Source organism: Actinomycetota bacterium, from assembly GCA_040881665.1.
Classification (GTDB): domain Bacteria; phylum Actinomycetota; class UBA4738; order UBA4738; family HRBIN12; genus JBBDWR01.
In genome coordinates this window covers 294,702-313,325 of the sequence record JBBECT010000005.1, presented here as the reverse complement: position 1 = coordinate 313,325, position 18,624 = coordinate 294,702, and the positions used below count along the sequence as shown (strand labels likewise).

Here is an 18,624-nt window from a genome sequence, read left to right as displayed (position 1 = left end):
CGCCGTGGAGCAGCGTCGATACCTCCTTCGCACCTTCGGGTGCCAGATGAACGAGCACGATTCCGAGCGGATCGCCGGGTTGCTGCAGGCGGACGGGATGGTGCCCGCCGCCGACGCGGCCGCCGCCGAGGTCGTGGTGTTCAACACGTGCGCGATCCGGGAGAACGCCGACAACCGGCTGTACGGGAACCTCGGACACCTGCGACCGCTGAAGCAGGCGAACCCCCGGATGCGGATCGTCGTCGCGGGATGCCTCGCGCAGAAGGACCAGGGAACGATCCAACGCAAGGCTCCCTGGGTCGACGTGGTCGTCGGCACCCACGCCCTTCCCGGTCTGCTGGAGCTGATCGAGCGATCGGCGACCGAGGGACCGCAGATGGACGTCGCCGAGAACACCGAGACCTTCCCCTCGGCCCTGCCGGCGGCCCGAGGCAACGACTTCAAGGCCTGGGTCTCGATCGCGCCCGGGTGCGACAACGCGTGCACGTTCTGCATCGTGCCGCTCGTCCGTGGGCCGCAGCTATCGCGCTCGGTCGGCGACATCCTGGCCGAGGTCCAGGGGTTGGCCGCACGCGGGGTGGTCGAGATCACCCTGCTCGGACAGAACGTGAACACGTTCGGCCGCGACCTCACGGTTACCGGATCCAGCCGCCGCCCTCTGTTCGCCGATCTTCTGCGGCAGGTCGACGCGGTGCAGGGGATCCGCCGCGTGCGCTTCACGAGCCCCCATCCGCACGACTTCACGCCGGACGTGATCGATGCGATGGCATCGAGCGAGAGCGTGTGCGAGCACATCCACTTCCCGCTGCAGTCGGGATCCGATCGGATTCTCAGGGTGATGCGGCGCTCCTACCGCAGCGAGCGCTACCTCGATTGGTTGCGACGGATCCGGGCGGCGATCCCCGACGTCGCGGTGTCCACCGACCTGATCGTGGGCTTCCCGGGCGAGACCGAGGACGACTTCGCGGCAACGCTCGCGGTCGTCGAGGAGGCGCGCTTCGACTCCGCCTACACCTTCCAGTATTCGCCGCGTCCCGCAACGGCGGCGGCGGCGATGCCCGATCAGATCTCCAAGGCCGTCGTGCAGGAACGGTTCGAGCGACTCGTCGCTCTCCAGGAGTCGATCTCGTTCGAACGCAGTCGCGCCCAGGTCGGACGCACGGTCGAGCTCCTGATCGAGGGCGACGGGAAGAAGGGCGGCGGGACCCAAGGCCGGACCCGGACGAATCGGATCGTGCACCTGGACGAGGAGATCCTGCCCGGCACGTTCGTCCCGGCAACGATCACGCGCGCCGCTCCCCACCACCTCACAGGCACGCTCGCCGGCCGCGACATCCAGCCAACGCCCGCCGGCGCCACGGCGCGCTGAGCCGATGTCGGAGCCCCTCCTGGCGCTGGTGGGTCCCACGGCGTCGGGCAAGACCGAGGCTGGGATCGAGATCGCCGAGCGGCTCGGCGCGGAGATCGTCTCGATCGACTCGATGCTCGTCTACCGGGGGTTGGACATCGGCACCGCGAAGCCGACCGAGGCCGACCGGGCACGGGTTCCCCACCACCTGATCGATGTCGTGGATCCGAGCGAACCCTTCACGGTGCAGCGGTTCCAGCAGCTGGCCCGGGCAGCGATCGAGGCGATCCGGGGCCGCGGCTCGACCCCGTTGCTGGTCGGTGGATCCGGCCTGTACATGCGTGCGGTCGCCGACGACCTCGAGTTCCCCGGAACCGATGACCGGACGCGCCACGAGCTCGAACGCAGCGCGGCGGCGCTCGGGCCGGAACGACTCCATGCGCGCCTGGCCGACCTCGACCCGGTGGCGGCGGCGAAGATCGAGCCGGCGAACCAACGGCGGACGATCCGTGCGCTCGAGGTCGCCGCGATCACCGGGCATCCGTTCTCGGACTTCGCCGCGGCGTGGGGGCGCTACCCGCAGGAGCGCCTGCATGCCGCCGGCATCGAGATCGCACGTCCGGCGCTCGCCGCCCGGATCGGAGCCCGCGTGGATGCGATGATCGATGCCGGGTTCGTCGGCGAGGTCGCGGGGCTCCTACGGGACGGGTTCGGCGGACGGCTCACCGCGACCCAGGCGATCGGGTACGCCGAGATCGCGCGGCACCTGGCCGGGGAGCTGACCCTGGAGGAGGCCGTCGCCGCGACCGCCAAGCGCACGCGGAACCTCGCTCGGCGCCAGATGGCCTGGTTCGCCAAGGATCCACGTGTGCGCTGGGTCACGGTCGGAGAAGGTGGTGCGACGACGGCGGTGGATACCCTCCGGGACATGTTGATCGCGGTCACGCCCTCGGCGCTCCGGGGATCGATCTGATGAGCGACGAACTCCGGTTCTCGAAGTACCAGGGCACCGGGAACGACTTCGTCGTGGTGGAGGATCTGCTCGACGAACGGCGGATCCATGCCGACGACGCCGTGGCGCTGTGCCACCGGCGCTACGGCGTCGGGGCCGACGGTACGATCCGGATCACCGGGCCCGGCTCGGCTGCGGCTCGGGAGACCGCCGCGACACAAGACGTCGACCCCGAACGGGCACAGTTCTTCATGGACCATCGCAACGCGGACGGGACCACCGCGGAGATGTGTGGCAACGGGATCCGATGCCTCGCGGCGTACGTCCGTGACAAGGGGCTGGACGGAGGAGACCATCTCGACGTCCTGACGCGGTCTGGGATCAAGCATCTGCGCGTGGGTGATCGTGACGGGGAGCTCTCGGTGAGCGTCGGCATGGGTGTTCCGCGATTCCCACGCGCCTCGATCCCGATGCGCGGACCGGCGTGGGAGCCGTTCCTGAACGAGCCGTTCGAGCTCGGGAGCGGGATCACGATGAAGGCGTCGGCCGTCTCGATGGGCAACCCGCACCTGGTGCTGTTCACCGACGACGACCCGGCCCGCGTCCACGTGTCCCACATCGGCGCGGCACTCGAGCAGCACGAGCTGTTCCCCGAGAGGACCAACGTGGAGTTCGTGGCAGTGGACGGCGACGAACTGTCGGTCCGCGTGTGGGAACGGGGCGTCGGCGAGACGATGGCCTGTGGAACCGGCGCGTGCGCGGCCCTGGTTGCGGCGAACGAGGCGGGACTGATCGGGCTGCGAGCGGTCGTGCGGTTCCCGGGCGGACCCGTGACGGTGGAACGCCGGGATGACGGAGACGTCACGCTGACCGGACCGGCGGTCCACGTCTACGACGGCATCGTGAACCCGGCACGTCTGCTGCGTCCCAGCTGACCTCGCGATCGGGCACCGGGCGTGGCTCGGCTGGTCCGCACTCTAGGATGGTCCCGTGCAGACCGACACGGCCCTCGCCGAACGCCTCGCCGAACGGACCGCCGGGCTCGTGGCGATCCCGTCGGTCAGCGGGAGTGAGGCGGCGATCCTCGATCACATCGATCGGGAGATCGGGGCCCTGCCGAGGCACGGGGACGAGGCAGATCCGGGCGTGCGTTTCTACGCGCACGAGTCGCCGGGTGACCGGCCGTTCGTCGTGCTGGCCGGCCACGTAGACACCGTGCCGGGAGGCCCGCCGCTCACTCGGACCGCCGACGAGGTCTCGGGACGGGGGAGCGCCGACATGAAGGCCGGGCTCGCCGTGATGGTCGAGCTCGCGAGAGTCCTCGGCAGCGCCGGCCGCGACGACCTGCCGGTCGACGTGGGCTACTGCTTCTTCGGCCGTGAGGAGCTTCCGTTCGCCGAGAGCGCGCTGCTGCCGTTCCTGCGGGCGACGCCGTTGATCGAGCGCGCGGCCCTTGCGATCGTGCTCGAGCCGACCGGGAACGCGCTCGAGGTCGGGTGTCTCGGGAACCTGAACGCGGATCTCGTCTTCTCGGGTCGGAGCGCCCACTCCGCCCGCCCGTGGCACGGTGAGAACGCGATCCACGCCGCGATCCACGGCCTGCGCGAGATCGCCTCCACGCAACCCCGGGACGTCGAGATCGACGGCCTCGTGTACCGAGAGGTCGTCAACGTGACATCGATCGCGGGGGGAACGGCCCGGAACGTCCTCCCGGCGGAGGCACGCGCCGGGGTCAACTACCGGTACGCGCCCGATCGGAGTCCCGGGGAGGCCGAGGAGCAGCTCCGCCGCTGGGTGATCTCGGCCGGTGTGCGCGTCGAGGTGATCGGGAACGCGCCGGCCGGAGCGGTCCCCGAGGGCAACGAGCTCGTGGAGCGTCTCCGGTCGGAGGCCGGATCGGAACCACGGCCGAAGCAGGCCTGGACGCCGGTGGCCGAGTTCGGCCTGGTCGGGGTGGACGCGGTCAACTTCGGCCCCGGCGACCCGGCGCTGGCCCACACCGACGACGAGCGGGTGCGGGTCGGCGACGTCGTCGGCTGCTACGACGTTCTGTACCGGCTCCTCACGGGCCGGTCGCCGGGGGAGTCCCCCTAAGATGCCGCTCTCGCACGGGATTAGGCGGATCGAGCCGTATTCGTTCGAGGCGCTCGACCGGGCGAAGGCCAATGCGCTCACCGCGGGACGCGAGGTGATCGACTTCGGCGTCGGCGATCCCCGCGAGGTGACACCCGCGTTCATCCGACAGGGACTGATCGACGCGATCGATCCGATCTCCAGCTATCCGCGCGCGGCGGGACTTCCCCAGCTGCGGGACGCGATCGCCGCCTGGGCCGAGGGTCGGTTCGGGGTGCGGCTCGACCCGGCGACCGATCTCTTCCCGACGCTGGGATCGAAGGAGATCGTCTTCTCCCTCGCCTCGGCCGTCGTCGACCCGGCGGCGGGCAAGGATCTGGTGATCGTCACCGCTCCCGGCTACACGATCCCCGAGCGGGGCGCACGGTTCGTCGGTGCCGACGTGCTCCGGTTGCCGTTGACCGAGGGCGGCGCGTTCCTCCCCGATCTCGACGGCATCGACACCGCAACGCTGGACCGTGCCGCCCTCGTATGGACGAACTATCCGAACAATCCCACGGGGGCGACCGCTCCGCTGCCCTGGTACGAACGGCTGGCGCATCTCGCGCGTGAGCACGACTTCGTGTGGGCCTCCGACGAGGCGTACTCCGAGCTGTGGTTCGAGGGCGGGCCGCCGGCATCCGCGCTGCAGGTCGGCGACCTGAGCAACGTGATGTGCATCAACACGCTCAGCAAGCGCTCTTCGATGACGGGCTATCGCAGTGGGTTCGTGGCGGGTGACCCCGAGCTGATCGCCGGGCTGAAGAGGCTTCGGCCCTCGACGGGGGTCACGCCGCAGGAGTTCGTCCAGCGGGCGTCGGTGCTCGCATGGAACGACGAGACCCACGTCGAGGAGAATCGCGCCCGGTACGCCGAGAAGCGGCAGGTCTTCCTGGACCTGTTCGCGCGCAAGGGGATCCGGGTGGTGGGATCGACGGCGACGTTCTACCTGTGGGTGGAGGTGCCCGGTGGAGCCCCGTCCGCGGAGTTCGCGATGCACCTGCTCGACGAAGCCGGAACGGTCGTGGCTCCCGGGTCGTTCTTCGGCCCCGAGGGCGAGGGGTACGTACGGATCGCGATGGTACCGACCCAGCACGAGTGCGAACGGGCCGTCGCAGTGTTGGACGGCGTCCTGGAGGAGGTAGGCGGATGACCCACGAGGAGCTCCGTGACCGGATCGAGAAGAGCTTCGACGCGCCGTCGGAGCCGCCCGACGCCGAGGCGGTCGAGCGTGCGATCGAGCTGTTGGACCGGGGCGAGATCCGCGTCGCCGAGCGGGCCTCGGACGGATCGTGGACCGTCAACGACTGGGCCAAGAAGGCCGTCCTGCTCTTCTTCCGGGTCCGCGGGCTCGAGACGCTGGAGGCGGGTCCGTTCGAGTATCACGACAAGCTTCCTCTGAAGACCGATCACGCGGCGAACGGGGTTCGCGTCGTACCGCCGGCGGTCGCCCGGTACGGCGCGCATCTGGAACCGGGCGTCGTGCTGATGCCCAGCTACGTGAACATCGGCGCCTGGGTCGGGGCGGGAACGATGGTCGACACGTGGGCCACGGTCGGCTCGTGCGCCCAGATCGGCAGCGGCGTGCACCTGTCCGGGGGCGTGGGGATCGGCGGCGTCCTCGAGCCGATTCAGGCCGTGCCGGTCGTGATCGAGGACGACGCGTTCATCGGATCGCGCTGCATCGTGGTCGAGGGGGTGCGCGTGGGCCGGCGGGCGGTGCTCGGAGCGGGGGTCGTGCTGACCTCGAACACCCCCGTGATCGACGTGACCGGTGACGACCCGGTCGAGTACCGAGGCGTCGTCCCTCCGGAAGCCGTCGTCGTGCCGGGAACGCGGCCGCGGGCGTTCCCGGCCGGGACCTACCAGCTCCCGTGCGGGCTCATCATCGGCTACCGCGGTGAGGGAACGGATGCGAAGCTGCAGCTGAACGACGCCCTTCGTGACATGGGTCTCTCCCTCGAGGGCGCGTAAGCTCGTCGGGTGAGCGACGACACCCCCCAACTCTCGACGACAGATCCCTCGTGGACACGTTCGCGTGGCACACACGCCGGCGCCGGCGCCCTCGAGTCGCCCTTGGCCGCGACGTGGCGTCCTGCCGTGCGCGAGAAGGCCGTGCTCGTGGGTGTCGCGCCCGGCATCGTCGAGGAGGACCTCGACGAGCTTGCGGCGCTCGCCGACTCGGCGGGCGCGGATCCGGTGGCGCGCGTCGTGCAGCCGCGGAACGTCCCCGACACGGCGACCTACGTCGGCAAGGGCAAGGTCGAGGAGATCCACCGGACGCTGCACGCGACCGGCGCGGACGCCGTGATCCTGGACGGGGAGCTGTCGCCGGGCCAGCTCCGAGCGCTCGAGGAACGATTCCGTGTCCGCGTGATCGATCGCACCGCGCTGATCCTCGACATCTTCGCGCTGCACGCCCGCTCGCAGGAGGGCAAGGCCCAGGTCGAGTTGGCGCAGCTGAACTACCTGCTGCCACGGCTCCGGGGCTGGGGTGAAGCGATGTCGCGGCTCGGCGGTGGCATCGGCACGCGGTTCGGGGGCGGCGAGACGAAGATGGAGATCGACCGCCAGCACATCCGCAAGCGCATCGCGAAGCTCAAGCGCGACATCGTCGCGCTCGGCAAACAGCGGGCGATCAAGCGCGCGAGCCGCGAACGATCGGGAGTTCCCCAGATCGCGATCGCCGGCTACACGAACGCCGGCAAGTCGACCTTGACGAACGCGCTCACCGGAGCCGACGTTCTCGTCGCCGATCAGCTGTTCGCGACCCTCGATCCGACGACGCGCAAGCTTTCCTTGCCCGCCGGCCGGCAGGCGACGATCACCGACACGGTGGGGTTCGTGCGTCAGCTTCCGCACGATCTCGTGGAGGCGTTCCGGTCCACGCTCGAGGAGGTGACGCTGGCGACGATCGTGCTCCACGTCGCGGACGCCGCCTCACCCGAGATCGAGCGCCAGATCGGAGCCGTCCGCGAGGTGCTCGGGGAGATCGGCGCGGGACAGATCCCCGAGCTCCTCGCGCTGAACAAGGTCGATCGGCTCTCGGACGTGGAGCGCGCCCGACTCGCCCGTCGCTATCCGGACGCGGTGCAGGTCTCGGCCGTGACCGGAGAAGGTATACAGACGCTGCTGGAGGCCGCCGAGGAACTGTTGCGTCCCCCGCTCGAGATCGCCGTGCTGGTTCCCTACGGGCGCGAGGACGTCGCCGCGCGGCTCTACCGAGAGGCGGAGGTCCTCGGAACGGACCCGAGCGACGACGGTGTCCACATGCGTGTACGGGTGACCGACTCCCAGCGCACCTGGCTGGCCGCGCACGGGCTCGGATCGGATCTGCTCGGACCCATCGCGACACCAGATGGACAGGCTGTTTCGCGGGCCGCGGACCGGCGTTCCGAACCCGCGTAGCCCCGCCTGCGTAGACGCCGCATCACGGTTCGGTCGGGGCGCCGATCTCCCACAGGCCCTCGTCGGCCCAGGAACCGGTGATCACGTGGTCGGGATCGACACCGCCCTCGATCGCGAGCCGCAACGCGAGCACCTGGAGCCGCGCCGTCAAGGGGATCTGCGCAAGCAGATCCGGGAGCCCGTACGGTTCCCGGATCCACGAGACGGGGACACTTTCGCGTTCGGCCGCGGTGATAACCCCCGTCAGGAACCCTTCGCCATCCTGAGGTGGCGCGATCGCGAGCACTCGGTCGCGTCCGTCGAGAGGAACGGCCGACCCGTGGAGCAGGTACTCGGCGTCGTAACCCTCGGCGAGGGCCCGAGCCGCTTCGCGGACCTTGAGCGCCCCCTCCCGTGCGGTCACGCCGCCGGCGCCCACACCGGTCACGACGAGGAGCCGTTCGGGCCGCGGGACGTCGAAGGGGGTCTCGTCCGCCAGCGCCGCACGCACCGCGTCCGGGATCCGTGTGAGCGCGTCCTCGGTGATCGCCTCGCTGCCCATGGCGCGGACGAGCATCGCGAGCGCGAGGAGCGCGGTCGTATAGCTGACGGTGTAGGTCTCCGAGGTCTCCTTCGAAACCGTCGGGATCGCATCCGGGATCCGAACGCCCTCTCGGGCGATCGGGATCACCGTCAGGCCCGCGAGGAACGACTGGGCACGGGCCGAGAGGGCGTAGGCCGTCTCGGCGGTATGGCTGATCACGATCACCCCGTCGCGGGGCCCGAGGACCGGGGCCCAATCGACGAAGGGCATCGATGCGCTCCAGCTCGCGGCGCGGCCGGCCTCGTGGAACATCGCCGCTCCGAGCTCGGCCGCATGCTGGCTCGTTCCGGTCCCGACGAGCCACAGACGGTTGCACCGCTGGAGTCCCTCGGCGGCAGCGTGGATCGCGTCGAGGGTCGGGCGGTCGCCGAGCATGCGTTCCAGCTCGTCGGGTTGGGACCGGATCTGCTCTTCGAGCCGCGTCTGCGGCGTGGCAGGCGTGGACCCCTCCGCGCCCATCGGTCAGAGCTTGCGGAGAACCGCGACCACGGTCCCGAGGATGCTGCCGTCGGTCATCTCGAACGGCTCGAGGCGAGGGTTCTCGGGGACGAGCATCACCCGGTCGCCATCGCGGTGGAAGCGCTTGACCGTCGCCTCGTCTTCGGCGGGACCGGGCAACAGCACCGCGACGATGTCGCCCTCGTCGGCCGAGGCCTGGCCGCGCACGATCACCGTGTCGCCGTCGTGGATGCCCGCGTCGATCATCGAGTCGCCGGTGACCTTCAGCGCGAAGTGTTCGCTGTCGTCGACCCAGTCGCGCGGGACCGTCAGGTACTCGTCGACGTGCTCCTCCGCGAGCACGGGGGCACCCGCTGCGATCCGGCCGACCAGAGGGACGACGGCGCCCTCGGGTCGTGGCGCGTCGAGGATCAGCGCGCGGGGCTTCGTGGGGTCTTTGTGGAGCAGGCCCTTCTTCTGGAGGTTCTCGAGCTGGCTGTGCACGCTCGAGGAGGAGGTCAACCCCACGGCCTCGCCGATCTCGCGCACGGTGGGGGGGTAGCCGCGGTCACGGACGGTGGACTCGATGAACTCGAGGATCCGACGCTGGCGAGCGGTCAGCTCGTGTTCGGCGGTCGTGGTGGCCATGGCTGCCTGCTCCTCTCGGCGTCCGGCCCCTCCCGGCCGGATCGAGGCGACGCTAGCACGGGGGCGTGCCGGATTCAAACATACGTTCGGTTCGGTGCTTGACCTCGAACGGGTGTTCGGGCACACTGCGGGGCATGTCTCGAACGTCTGTTCGTGTTCACCGCCGCCGCCTCGCGGTTCTCGTGGGGGTTCCGGCCCTGGTCCTAACCCTATGGGGTCCGGCCGCGGGAGCCTTCAGCGGGCCGCCGGCGCACACCTCTTCCCACCGGCACGTCGTGGTGTCGGGGGAAACCCTGTGGTCGATCGCACGGTCCGAGGCGGATCCCGGGGTCGATCCCCGGCCACTCGTCGACGCGATCGTCGAGGCCAACTCGATCGACGCCGACGCGATCGTCCCCGGTCAGGCGCTCGCCATCCCTGCGGGCGCCTGACCGCCCCCCACGCCCCGCCCTCGTTTGACGACCCCAGATGTCGGGGGTAGCTTTCCCCTGCCACAAGATGTTGTGGCCGACCCCATGCGATGTCCCTGGTGCCACCACGAGGAAGACCGTGTCGTCGACTCTCGCCCTGCCGAAGCGGGCGTGGCGATCCGTCGGCGCCGCGAATGCCTGTCCTGCTCCCGCCGGTACACCACGTTCGAGCGGATCGAGGGGCTCGGGGTTATGGTCGTCAAGCGTGACGGAACCAAGCAGGCGTACTCGCGGGACAAGGTGCTTTCCGGCCTGCACCAGGCACTCGCCGGCCGTCCCGTGGATGAGGAGCGGGTGCAGAAGGTGGCCGATCGGGTCGGGGAGCGGCTCCGCCGCCACGGTCCCGAGGTGACCTCCCAGGAGGTCGGGGTCGAGGTGCTCCGCGCGCTCAAGAAGCTGGACGACGTCGGCTACCTGCGGTTCGCGAGCGTCTACAAGGGGTTCGAGGACATCGAGGATTTCCAGCGGGAGCTCGGTCGGATCCAGAAGTCCGAGCCGGCGAAGAAGGACGCGAAGCGTTAGGCGACCGCCCGTCGCGCCTCCGAAGAAGACCGTCAAGAACCGGCGGCCAGCCCCTTCGGACCCGGCCATGTCGGTGCCCCCCGGTAGCCTGAACCTCGGCGGTCGGCGGCTCCCGTGGCCACCGCGACGTGACCTGCAAGTTTCGGCAGGACCACAATATCTAGTGGTATGATTTGAGTTGTGACACTACATCTTCGGTCCGAGGGTCTTGACCCCGAGGGGGATGCGCGACAGAATCACGATCCTGTAATTCCACGGTCGTTCCTTCCCTGCGACCCACGGCCCACGGCAGCAACACGACGAAGAGAGGGGGTCTCCTGGTGGCAACGAGAGAGGGCGACGTCCAGGTCATCCGCAACGGTCTGACGTTCAAGCGCTTCTTCACAACGGACGGTACGCATCCGTTCGACGAGATCGAGTGGGAGCGGCGCGACGCGGTGATCCCGAACTTCAAAGAGGGCGGCAACGCCTTCGAGCAGCGCGACGTCGAGTTCCCCACGACCTGGTCGCAGAACGCCACCAACATCGTCGCCCAGAAGTATTTCCGGGGCACCCTGGGCACTCCTCAGCGCGAGACCTCGGTCCGTCAGCTCGTCGGTCGCGTGGTCGACACGATCCGCGGCTGGGGCGCGAAGGACGGCTACTTCGACACCCCGGCCGACGCGCAGATCTTCGCCGAAGAGCTCAGCCACTTGCTCATCACCCAGAAGGCGGCGTTCAACTCCCCGGTGTGGTTCAACGTCGGGGTTCCCGACACCCCCCAGCAGTGTTCGGCGTGTTTCATCCTCGCCGTCGACGACAAGATGACCTCGATCCTCAACTGGTACGTCGAAGAGGGAACGATCTTCAAGGGAGGCTCGGGGTCGGGCATCAACCTGAGCCGGATCCGCTCGTCGAAGGAGCCCCTGGCCGGCGGTGGAACGGCGAGCGGCCCCGTGAGCTTCATGCGTGGCGCCGACGCGAGCGCCGGTACGATCAAGTCGGGCGGGAAGACCCGCCGCGCGGCCAAGATGGTCGTCCTCGACGTCGATCACCCCGACGTCCGTGAGTTCATCTGGTGCAAGGCCGACGAAGAGCGCAAGGCACGTGTGCTGCGCGACAACGGCTTCGACATGGACCTGGACGGCAAGGACTCGCACTCGATCCAGTACCAGAACGCGAACAACTCGGTGCGCGTCAACGACGAGTTCATGCAGGCGTTCCTCGACGACCGCGACTGGAAGCTCAAGGCCGTGCTCGGAGGGGAAGAGCTCGAGTCGGTCCGCGCCCGTGACCTGATGCGCGAGATCGCGCAGGCCGCGTGGGAGTGCGCCGATCCGGGCATGCAGTACGACACGACGATCAACGAGTGGCACACGTGCCCGGCCTCGGGTCGCATCAATGCGTCCAACCCGTGCTCGGAGTACATGCACCTGGACAACTCGGCGTGCAACCTCGCGTCGCTCAACCTGCTGAAGTTCATGGAGGCCGACGGCACGTTCGACGTCGCGGCCTTCAGGTCGGCGGTCGACACCGTGTTCACCGCGCAGGAGATCATCGTCGGCAACTCCGACTACCCGACCGAGAAGATCGGGCGGAACGCCGCGGCCTTCCGTCAGCTCGGTCTCGGGTACGCGAACCTCGGCGCGCTGCTGATGGCGCGGGGACTGCCGTACGACTCCGACGGTGGACGCGCGTGGGCGGGAGCGCTCACGGCCTTGATGACGGGTCAGGCCTATCGAACGAGCGCGCGGATCGCGTCGGTGACCGGTCCCTACGCGGGCTTCGGTCCGAACCGGGACGCGATGCTGCGCGTGGTTCGCAAGCACCGGGGCAAGGCGGACGAGATCGATCCCGAGCTGGTCCCCGAGGGGCTCCTGTCCGCGGCGAAGAGCTCCTGGGACGAGGCGATCGCCCTCGGCGAGCAGCACGGGTACCGCAACGCGCAGGCGTCGGTCCTCGCTCCGACCGGAACGATCGGTCTGATGATGGACTGCGACACCACGGGCATCGAGCCCGAGCTCGCGCTCGTCAAGACGAAGAAGCTCGTCGGCGGCGGCACGATGCAGTTCGTGAACCAGACGGTTCCCCGCGCGCTCGAGCGTCTCGGCTACACCGCGGCGGAGCAGGAGGACATCGTCGCCTACATCGCCGAGCACAACTCGGTGGCCGACGCGCCGCACCTCAAGGCCGAGCACTACCCCGTGTTCGACACCTCGATGGGCGCCGAGTCGATCCACTACATGGGGCACGTGCGGATGATGGCGGCGGCGCAGCCGTTCATCTCCGGCGCGATCTCCAAGACCGTGAACATGCCCGAGAGCGCGACGGTCGAAGACGTCGAGGACCTGCTCGTCGAAAGCTGGAAGCTCGGCCTGAAGGCGGTCGCGATCTACCGCGACAACTGCAAGGTCGCCCAGCCGTTGTCGGCCGACAAGAAGAAGGGCGTGGCTGCCGAGGCGCCGGAGCCCGCACAACTGGCCCAGCCGGTCCGCAAGCGCCTGCCGCAGTCGCGCCCGTCGCGCACGACCTCGTTCGCGGTCGGCGAGGCCGAGGGCTACATCACCGCGGGGGAGTACCCCAACGACGGCATCGGTGAGGTGTTCCTGAAGGTCTCCAAGCAGGGGAGCACCCTGTCGGGGATCATGGACGCCTTCGCGATCGCGGTGTCGCTCGGACTCCAGTACGGCGTTCCGCTCGAGGCGTATGCGTCGAAGTTCGTGAACATGAAGTTCGAGCCCAGCGGCCTCACGAACGATCCGGACATCCGGCTCGCGAGCTCGCTCGTCGACTACGTGTTCCGCCGCCTGGCTCTCGACTACCTGACGCCCGAGCAACGCGCGGGCATGGGGATCCAGTCGATGGACGAGCGCAAGCGGTATACGCAGTCGCAGCTGTCCGGTCAGGTCGAGGCGCCGGCGGATGCGGTTCCCGAGGCTGAGGTTCCGGCCGACACCGCCCGGCCGATCGAGCTGCAACCGCGTCCCGATCAGGGGAGGCCTCCGGACGACAAGGTCGAGGCGCACACGGCCGACGCGCCGCTGTGCTACTCCTGCGGCTCCAAGATGCAGCCGGCGGGCTCGTGCTACGTCTGCTCGAGCTGCGGCTCCACCAGCGGCTGCTCCTGATCCCGGTCGACGACGCCCCCGGGCACTACCCCCGGGGCCGTCGTGTGCCCACCCGCCGGTCCCGCCCGCCTGCGTACAATCTCGCTCTGTCCGCCCGAGCGGGGACGGTGACCGACGAGTGCTCGACCGTGGGAGGGAGGGGTCATGGGGACCGACGACATCCGCCTGGTGGGGATCCACCACGTACAGCTCGCGATGCCCGACGGGGAGGAGCACGACGCCGTACGGTTCTACGGCACCGCCCTCGGTCTGACGCAGGTCGACAAGCCGCCGAGGCTCTCGCCCCGCGGCGGGGTGTGGTTCCGTTCCGGCGACCTCGAGGTGCACCTGGGCGTCGAGGAGGTCTTCCGCCCCGCGGTGAAGGCCCATCCGGCGATCCTGGTCGAGGGACTGGAGAAGATCCGCGCGCGGATCGAAGAGGCCGGCTACAAGGTCACCGACACCGTCGAGATGGAGGGCTACGACCGTGTATATGTGCGGGACCCCTTCGGGAACCGGCTTGAGCTGATCGAGGAACGTGAGTGATGGAGCTGCGGTTCACCAAGACCGAACGGCGCGGCCACCTGCCGAAGCAGGCGCGCCCGGGCGACGCCGGTCTGGATCTGGACGCCACGGAAGATCATGAGCTGCAGCCCGGCGAGCGCAAGATGATCGGAACCGGGGTCGCCGTCGAGATCCCCGAGGGCTACGCCGGGCTGGTGCTGCCCCGTTCGGGGTTGGCGACCCGGTACGGGCTCACCCTGATCAATTCCCCCGGGCTGATCGACCCGGGCTACCGCGGCGAGATCCTCGTCGCCGTCGTGAACCAGGATCCGAGCCAGGCTGTGAAGATCAAGCGCGGCGATCGCATCGCGCAGCTCGTGGTCGTCGGCCTTCCGGGGATCGAGCCCGTGCTCGTGGAAGCGTTGTCAGACACCGAGCGCGCCGACGGAGGCTTCGGCTCCACCGGGTCGTGACCTGCGGTTTCCGCCGCGACGAGGCGGTTCCGGTTGAAGGGGTCGGCGGCCGCTCCTAGACTGCATGTTGCAGCACACGCGGACGTGGCTCAGTTGGTAGAGCACCACCTTGCCAAGGTGGGGGTCGCGGGTTCGAATCCCGTCGTCCGCTCCAGATCCCCCGGGCCGGTCCGGAGCTGCACAGGTATTCCCACGGCGCTCGCGTAGACTCCTCGTGCGTTCGGCCGCATCCGGAACGCATCGCCGCCCGGCGGGGTGGCCGAGTGGTTAGGCAAGGGCCTGCAAAGCCCTGTACACCGGTTCGATTCCGGTCCCCGCCTCCAACGATCCCTCGTCACAGTGCATCACACAAGGTCACAGCACTCGTGTGGTATCGAATGGCGCGACCGACTGCACGGCCGAGTCGGAGGTCGCACCGCGACGCTTGTTCACTCGACGCTGCACCAGCACGCCGAGCGTGATCGCCAGCATCGAGCTCACCAGGATGAACGTCGCCGCGGCGTTCAGCGCCGGGGTGGGGCCGGTACGGGCGGACTCGTAGATCAGTATCGGGACCGTGACGGAATCCTGGCCGCCGACCAAGAAGGCCGAGATCACGAAGTCGTCGATCGAGATCGCGAACACGATCATCGCCGCAGCGAAGATCGCCGGCGCGAGCAGCGGCAGCAGCACGCGACGGAGTGCCTCGAACGGCGACGCGCCCAGGTCCATCGCCACCTCTTCTTGTTCCCGATCGATCGTGAACAGCCGGCCGCGCACGACGATCACGACGAAGACGATCGAGTAGGTCACGTGCCCGAGGACCTGCGCGGACGTGCCGAAGTCCACGAAGTGGTAGAGGTTGATAAAGACGAGGAACAGCGCCGTTCCCAGCACGAGTTCCGGCGTCACGAGCGGCACAATCATCAGAAGGTTCGCCGAGCCCGATCCGCGGCCCCGCCACCGGGCGAGCCCGAGAGCGAGTGCGACGCCGATCGGGGTGGCGATCAGCAGGTCCGCGAACGCGAGTTTCAGCGACTGGGCGAGCGCGCCACGCAAGTCGGGGTCGTTGAAGATGCCCCCAACCCGCTCTCCGGTCTCGAGCTCGCCGCCGATCCACCACGCCAGCGACGGACCTGTGACGAACGTCGTCGATCGGTTCGAGTTGAAGGAGACCAGGATCGCGATCACGAGAGGAACGACCAACCACACCACGAACGCCCATGTGAGCAGGGCCAAGAATCGCGGCTTCCCCCACGGGTTCGCGAACCACGCGCGGATCCGGCCCTGCGGGGCGGCGGCGCTCACGTCTCGTACTCCTTCGACGCCTCAGCGGTGCCATAGAATAGCCCATGAACACGAGTAGGAAATCACTCATGGCCGATGTCTGACCGGGCAGACCTGGCTCACAACCCCGGGAGGCAGCTCGTGAACAAGGTCGATGTCATGATCCTCATCGACTACATGTACTGGGTGAACGCTCGCTTGCTCAAGATGGCGAGCGAGCTTTCCACGGATGACTTCGTTGCTCCGAGCTCGGTCACAACGCGCGATCTTCGCGGAACACTCGTCCACGAGCTCGATGTCGAATGGAGCTGGCGGCTCAACCTCCAGGGCAAGACCGGCCCCGCGGACGAAGAACTTGATCCCGGGTCGTTCCCCGATGCAGCCTCGCTCGTCACGCGGTGGCGGGAGGACGAGGCTGAGATGCGTGCGTGGCTGGACACGATTTCTGACGAACGGATAACCGAGCGGGTTCGATCGAGGCAAACCCAGGACGAGCGCCCGCTCTGGCACTACCTCGTCCATATCGTGACGCATGCTGCACAGCAGCAGGCCGACGTCGCGACCCTGCTGTCGCTGGCCGGTTCTTCGCCCGGTGAGTTTGGGTTCCTCGACTACCTATGGTCACTCGAGGGATGACTCACAACCGGACCGTGCCCTGCCGATAGGGAGCCTTCCATCCCATCGAGCGGGGACAGGCCGAGTACGCGGAAATCATCGCCCGACGCAGCTTCCCTGGTCGTCTTGGGCTGGCTGAGTGCCCCCGTGAGCTGGGCCGAAGGGCCGTCGGACGCTCGCCTGTATCGTTCTGACGATGGCTTCCGATTCTCTGCGCGGCGTGTTCGTACCGGTCATCACGCCCTACGCGCCTGACGGATCGGTCGCGCTCGATGCCCTGGAGGGGCTCGGTCATCGCCTCCTGGAGGGGGGAGTGGCGGGGCTCGTCGCCCTTGGGACCACGGGAGAAGCGTCGCTCCTGGAGGTGGAAGAGAAGCGGGCCGTCGTCGATGTGTGTTCCCGAGTTTGCGTCGACCGCGGTGTCCCACTCATCGTTGGCGTCGGCACCAACGACACGGCGGAATCGATCGCCTCCGCTCGGGCGATCGCCGATGTCCCGGGCATAGTCGCCGCGTTGTGCGTCGTGCCGTACTACCTTCGACCCAGCCAGGAGGGGATCGTCCAACACTTCAAGGCGATCGCGGCCGCCTCCTCCGTACCGATCGTGCTCTACAACATCCCGTACCGGACGGGAACGCTGCTCGAGCCCGACGGTCTGCTGCAGCTAGCTCACATGCCCGAGGTGATCGGCGTGAAACATGCCGTGGGCTCGATCGACGGCTCCACGCTTCGCATCCTTGCCGAGAAGCCCGAAGGCTTCGCGATCCTCGGCGGGGATGATCCGTATCTGTTCCCGATGATGCTGCTCGGCGCCTCGGGAGCCATCGCGGCGTCCGCCCACGTGTGTACCGAGCGGTTCGTGGACATGGTCGAGTGCGGGATGGCGGGCAAGGTCGAAGAGGGCAGGTCGCATCACGAGGAGCTGCTGCCCGTGGTCGCCGCGTGCTTCGCCGAGCCTAGTCCGGCCGTCTTCAAGGCCGTCCTCCACGCGCAAGGCGTGATACCCACGCCGGACGTTCGCCTGCCTCTGGTTGCGGCCTCGGCTGAGGCGCTGGAGCGAGCCCTCCACTCGATCGACGCGGTGCCCTGACCGGTACTGGGGAATCGCTGCGGGACGCCGCCGGAGAGAATATCGGTCGCCGTCGACCCAGGTTTACGTCGACGTAGCGAGCTCGACACGCGGAGTCGTGCGCATCGCGATCGCGTCGGCGATCCGGGCGATCGTGCTTCGGTTGCCCGTTCTCGATGATCGGCAGCGAGTCCACGAGAAGCCGGGGGTGAAACCCGTGCACCGACCACGTTCGTGGCGTCGACCACCCGTCCGTCTTCGAGCAGCGGTCGTCCGTCCCGGGCGCCCACGACACGTGGCGCGCGCTCGATGCCCGCGCGCGTCAGGTCCTTGGGCTTCGTCCGGACCAGCTCCTCGCCGACCACGAGCATCTCCGGTCGGACCTTCCGCCCGATCCGGAACGGTACGTGTCCCGTGTCCGGACCCGACACGATCGTGCTGTGTCTCCCGTCGAGGTCGAGCGCGGCCCCACGCCGGTCCGCGGTCAGACCGGCTGGATCGAGACCCTCGGGGAGAACTTGCTGACCTTGCCGATCGCGGTAACCGACTTCTGCGATCGGGCCCTGATCTGGTAGGTCGCGCCGGGCGCGATGGCCACCGGATCGTCGTTGAGACCGAACACGGCCGAGGTCTGCGTCGTGTCCGTCTTCCACGGCAGCCAATCTCCGGCGGCTCCGACCCGATACTCGACATCGAAGGCCTTGCCAGTGTTCGTCGCCGCCCCCGCCCAAGCGACCGTGAAGGGTGGCCCCGTGGGGGACGGATCGAGGGTCGGCTTGATCCTCAACGTTCCGCGCATGCCGCTGGTCGGGCTCCCGTGGACCTCGCAGTAGTAGGGGAACGTGCCGGCGGAGAGCGTGCGCACGAACACCGCGTCGTCGTTGCTCGTCGGGGCCCCCGAGATGAACAGGCCCTTGTTCTGGCGGACGTTGTGCTGGCGGTTGGGCGTGAGCCAGTCCCAGGCGATCCCGCCGCCTTGGATGCCGCTGACGGTGCTGGGATTGAAGAAGTTGTCGTCGATCCCCACCGTCGCGATCCCGGCGTCCGCCGAGGGTGTGAGTCCGAGGACGATCGTGACCAGCAGCACGACCGGGCCTGTGCGTGCGCGCATCGGGGGCTCCTTCCGGGGA

General features: G+C 68.7%; 18 protein-coding genes and 2 tRNA genes. 16 read left to right on the top strand and 4 right to left on the bottom strand.

The window, feature by feature from the left end; genetic code table 11:
* Positions 1-4 precede the first annotated feature (4 nt).
* From miaB to hflX, 7 genes are read left to right on the top strand one after another with little or no spacing between them, the layout of a single operon-like run.
* Positions 5-1,369: a tRNA (N6-isopentenyl adenosine(37)-C2)-methylthiotransferase MiaB gene (miaB, locus tag WEF05_07235; GenBank protein MEX1101675.1), complete on the top strand. Its 1,365-nt coding sequence runs from the start codon at positions 5-7 to the stop codon at positions 1,367-1,369.
* Positions 1,370-1,373: 4 nt separating this feature from the next.
* Positions 1,374-2,321: a tRNA (adenosine(37)-N6)-dimethylallyltransferase MiaA gene (gene miaA, locus WEF05_07230; protein MEX1101674.1), complete on the top strand. Its 948-nt coding sequence runs from the start codon at positions 1,374-1,376 to the stop codon at positions 2,319-2,321.
* Complete coding sequence (gene dapF, locus WEF05_07225; GenBank protein ID MEX1101673.1) at positions 2,321-3,235, top strand: diaminopimelate epimerase; 915 nt, start codon at positions 2,321-2,323, stop codon at positions 3,233-3,235. The genes miaA and dapF overlap by 1 nt, the downstream gene beginning before the upstream one ends.
* Before the next feature lie 55 nt (positions 3,236-3,290).
* Positions 3,291-4,394 (top strand): succinyl-diaminopimelate desuccinylase, encoded by a 1,104-nt coding sequence (dapE, locus tag WEF05_07220; protein MEX1101672.1) that lies wholly within the window; start codon positions 3,291-3,293, stop codon positions 4,392-4,394.
* 1 nt (position 4,395) lies between these two features.
* Positions 4,396-5,565, top strand: a complete 1,170-nt coding sequence (locus WEF05_07215; GenBank protein MEX1101671.1) for an aminotransferase class I/II-fold pyridoxal phosphate-dependent enzyme — start codon at positions 4,396-4,398, stop codon at positions 5,563-5,565.
* Positions 5,562-6,386: a 2,3,4,5-tetrahydropyridine-2,6-dicarboxylate N-succinyltransferase gene (locus tag WEF05_07210; GenBank protein ID MEX1101670.1), complete on the top strand. Its 825-nt coding sequence runs from the start codon at positions 5,562-5,564 to the stop codon at positions 6,384-6,386. The genes WEF05_07215 and WEF05_07210 overlap by 4 nt, the downstream gene beginning before the upstream one ends.
* Before the next feature lie 9 nt (positions 6,387-6,395).
* The gene (hflX, locus tag WEF05_07205; protein MEX1101669.1) at positions 6,396-7,820 is read left to right on the top strand and encodes a GTPase HflX; all 1,425 of its coding nucleotides are present in this window, start codon (positions 6,396-6,398) and stop codon (positions 7,818-7,820) included.
* A gap of 22 nt (positions 7,821-7,842) precedes the next feature.
* On the opposite strand, the gene WEF05_07200 is transcribed toward hflX, so the two are convergent.
* Both WEF05_07200 and lexA read right to left on the bottom strand, forming a co-directional pair.
* Positions 7,843-8,862, bottom strand: coding sequence for a hypothetical protein (locus tag WEF05_07200; protein MEX1101668.1), 1,020 nt, complete (start codon positions 8,860-8,862; stop codon positions 7,843-7,845).
* A 3-nt stretch (positions 8,863-8,865) separates the two neighbouring features.
* The gene (lexA, locus tag WEF05_07195; GenBank protein ID MEX1101667.1) at positions 8,866-9,489 is read right to left on the bottom strand and encodes a transcriptional repressor LexA; all 624 of its coding nucleotides are present in this window, start codon (positions 9,487-9,489) and stop codon (positions 8,866-8,868) included.
* Positions 9,490-9,764: 275 nt separating this feature from the next.
* Between lexA and WEF05_07190 the strand changes: the two genes are divergently transcribed.
* The 7 genes from WEF05_07190 to WEF05_07160 all read left to right on the top strand — a co-directional run bounded on the left by WEF05_07190 (position 9,765) and on the right by WEF05_07160 (position 14,867).
* Entirely contained in the window at positions 9,765-9,920 is a 156-nt protein-coding gene (locus tag WEF05_07190) for a LysM peptidoglycan-binding domain-containing protein (protein MEX1101666.1), read from the top strand.
* Between the two features lie 84 nt (positions 9,921-10,004).
* A complete protein-coding gene (nrdR, locus tag WEF05_07185; protein MEX1101665.1) occupies positions 10,005-10,481 on the top strand; it encodes a transcriptional regulator NrdR in 477 nt (158 codons plus the stop codon).
* Between the two features lie 320 nt (positions 10,482-10,801).
* Positions 10,802-13,588 (top strand): vitamin B12-dependent ribonucleotide reductase, encoded by a 2,787-nt coding sequence (locus tag WEF05_07180; protein MEX1101664.1) that lies wholly within the window; start codon positions 10,802-10,804, stop codon positions 13,586-13,588.
* Positions 13,589-13,732: 144 nt separating this feature from the next.
* Entirely contained in the window at positions 13,733-14,113 is a 381-nt protein-coding gene (locus WEF05_07175; GenBank protein ID MEX1101663.1) for a VOC family protein, read from the top strand.
* Entirely contained in the window at positions 14,113-14,544 is a 432-nt protein-coding gene (gene dut / locus WEF05_07170) for a dUTP diphosphatase (GenBank protein ID MEX1101662.1), read from the top strand. Before WEF05_07175 ends, dut begins: the two co-directional genes overlap by 1 nt.
* 78 nt (positions 14,545-14,622) lie before the next feature.
* A tRNA-Gly gene (locus tag WEF05_07165) sits at positions 14,623-14,698 on the top strand.
* A 95-nt stretch (positions 14,699-14,793) separates the two neighbouring features.
* Positions 14,794-14,867: transfer RNA gene (locus WEF05_07160), tRNA-Cys, on the top strand.
* Between the two features lie 31 nt (positions 14,868-14,898).
* Here WEF05_07160 and WEF05_07155 read toward each other — a convergent pair.
* Complete coding sequence (locus WEF05_07155) at positions 14,899-15,831, bottom strand: ABC transporter permease (protein MEX1101661.1); 933 nt, start codon at positions 15,829-15,831, stop codon at positions 14,899-14,901.
* A 75-nt stretch (positions 15,832-15,906) separates the two neighbouring features.
* On the opposite strand from WEF05_07155, the gene WEF05_07150 reads away from it, so the two are divergent.
* Entirely contained in the window at positions 15,907-16,446 is a 540-nt protein-coding gene (locus WEF05_07150; protein MEX1101660.1) for a DinB family protein, read from the top strand.
* A 175-nt stretch (positions 16,447-16,621) separates the two neighbouring features.
* Entirely contained in the window at positions 16,622-17,515 is an 894-nt protein-coding gene (gene dapA / locus WEF05_07145; protein ID MEX1101659.1) for a 4-hydroxy-tetrahydrodipicolinate synthase, read from the top strand.
* Between the two features lie 463 nt (positions 17,516-17,978).
* On the opposite strand, the gene WEF05_07140 is transcribed toward dapA, so the two are convergent.
* Positions 17,979-18,605 (bottom strand): hypothetical protein, encoded by a 627-nt coding sequence (locus WEF05_07140; GenBank protein MEX1101658.1) that lies wholly within the window; start codon positions 18,603-18,605, stop codon positions 17,979-17,981.
* Between the last annotated feature and the right edge of the window lie 19 nt (positions 18,606-18,624).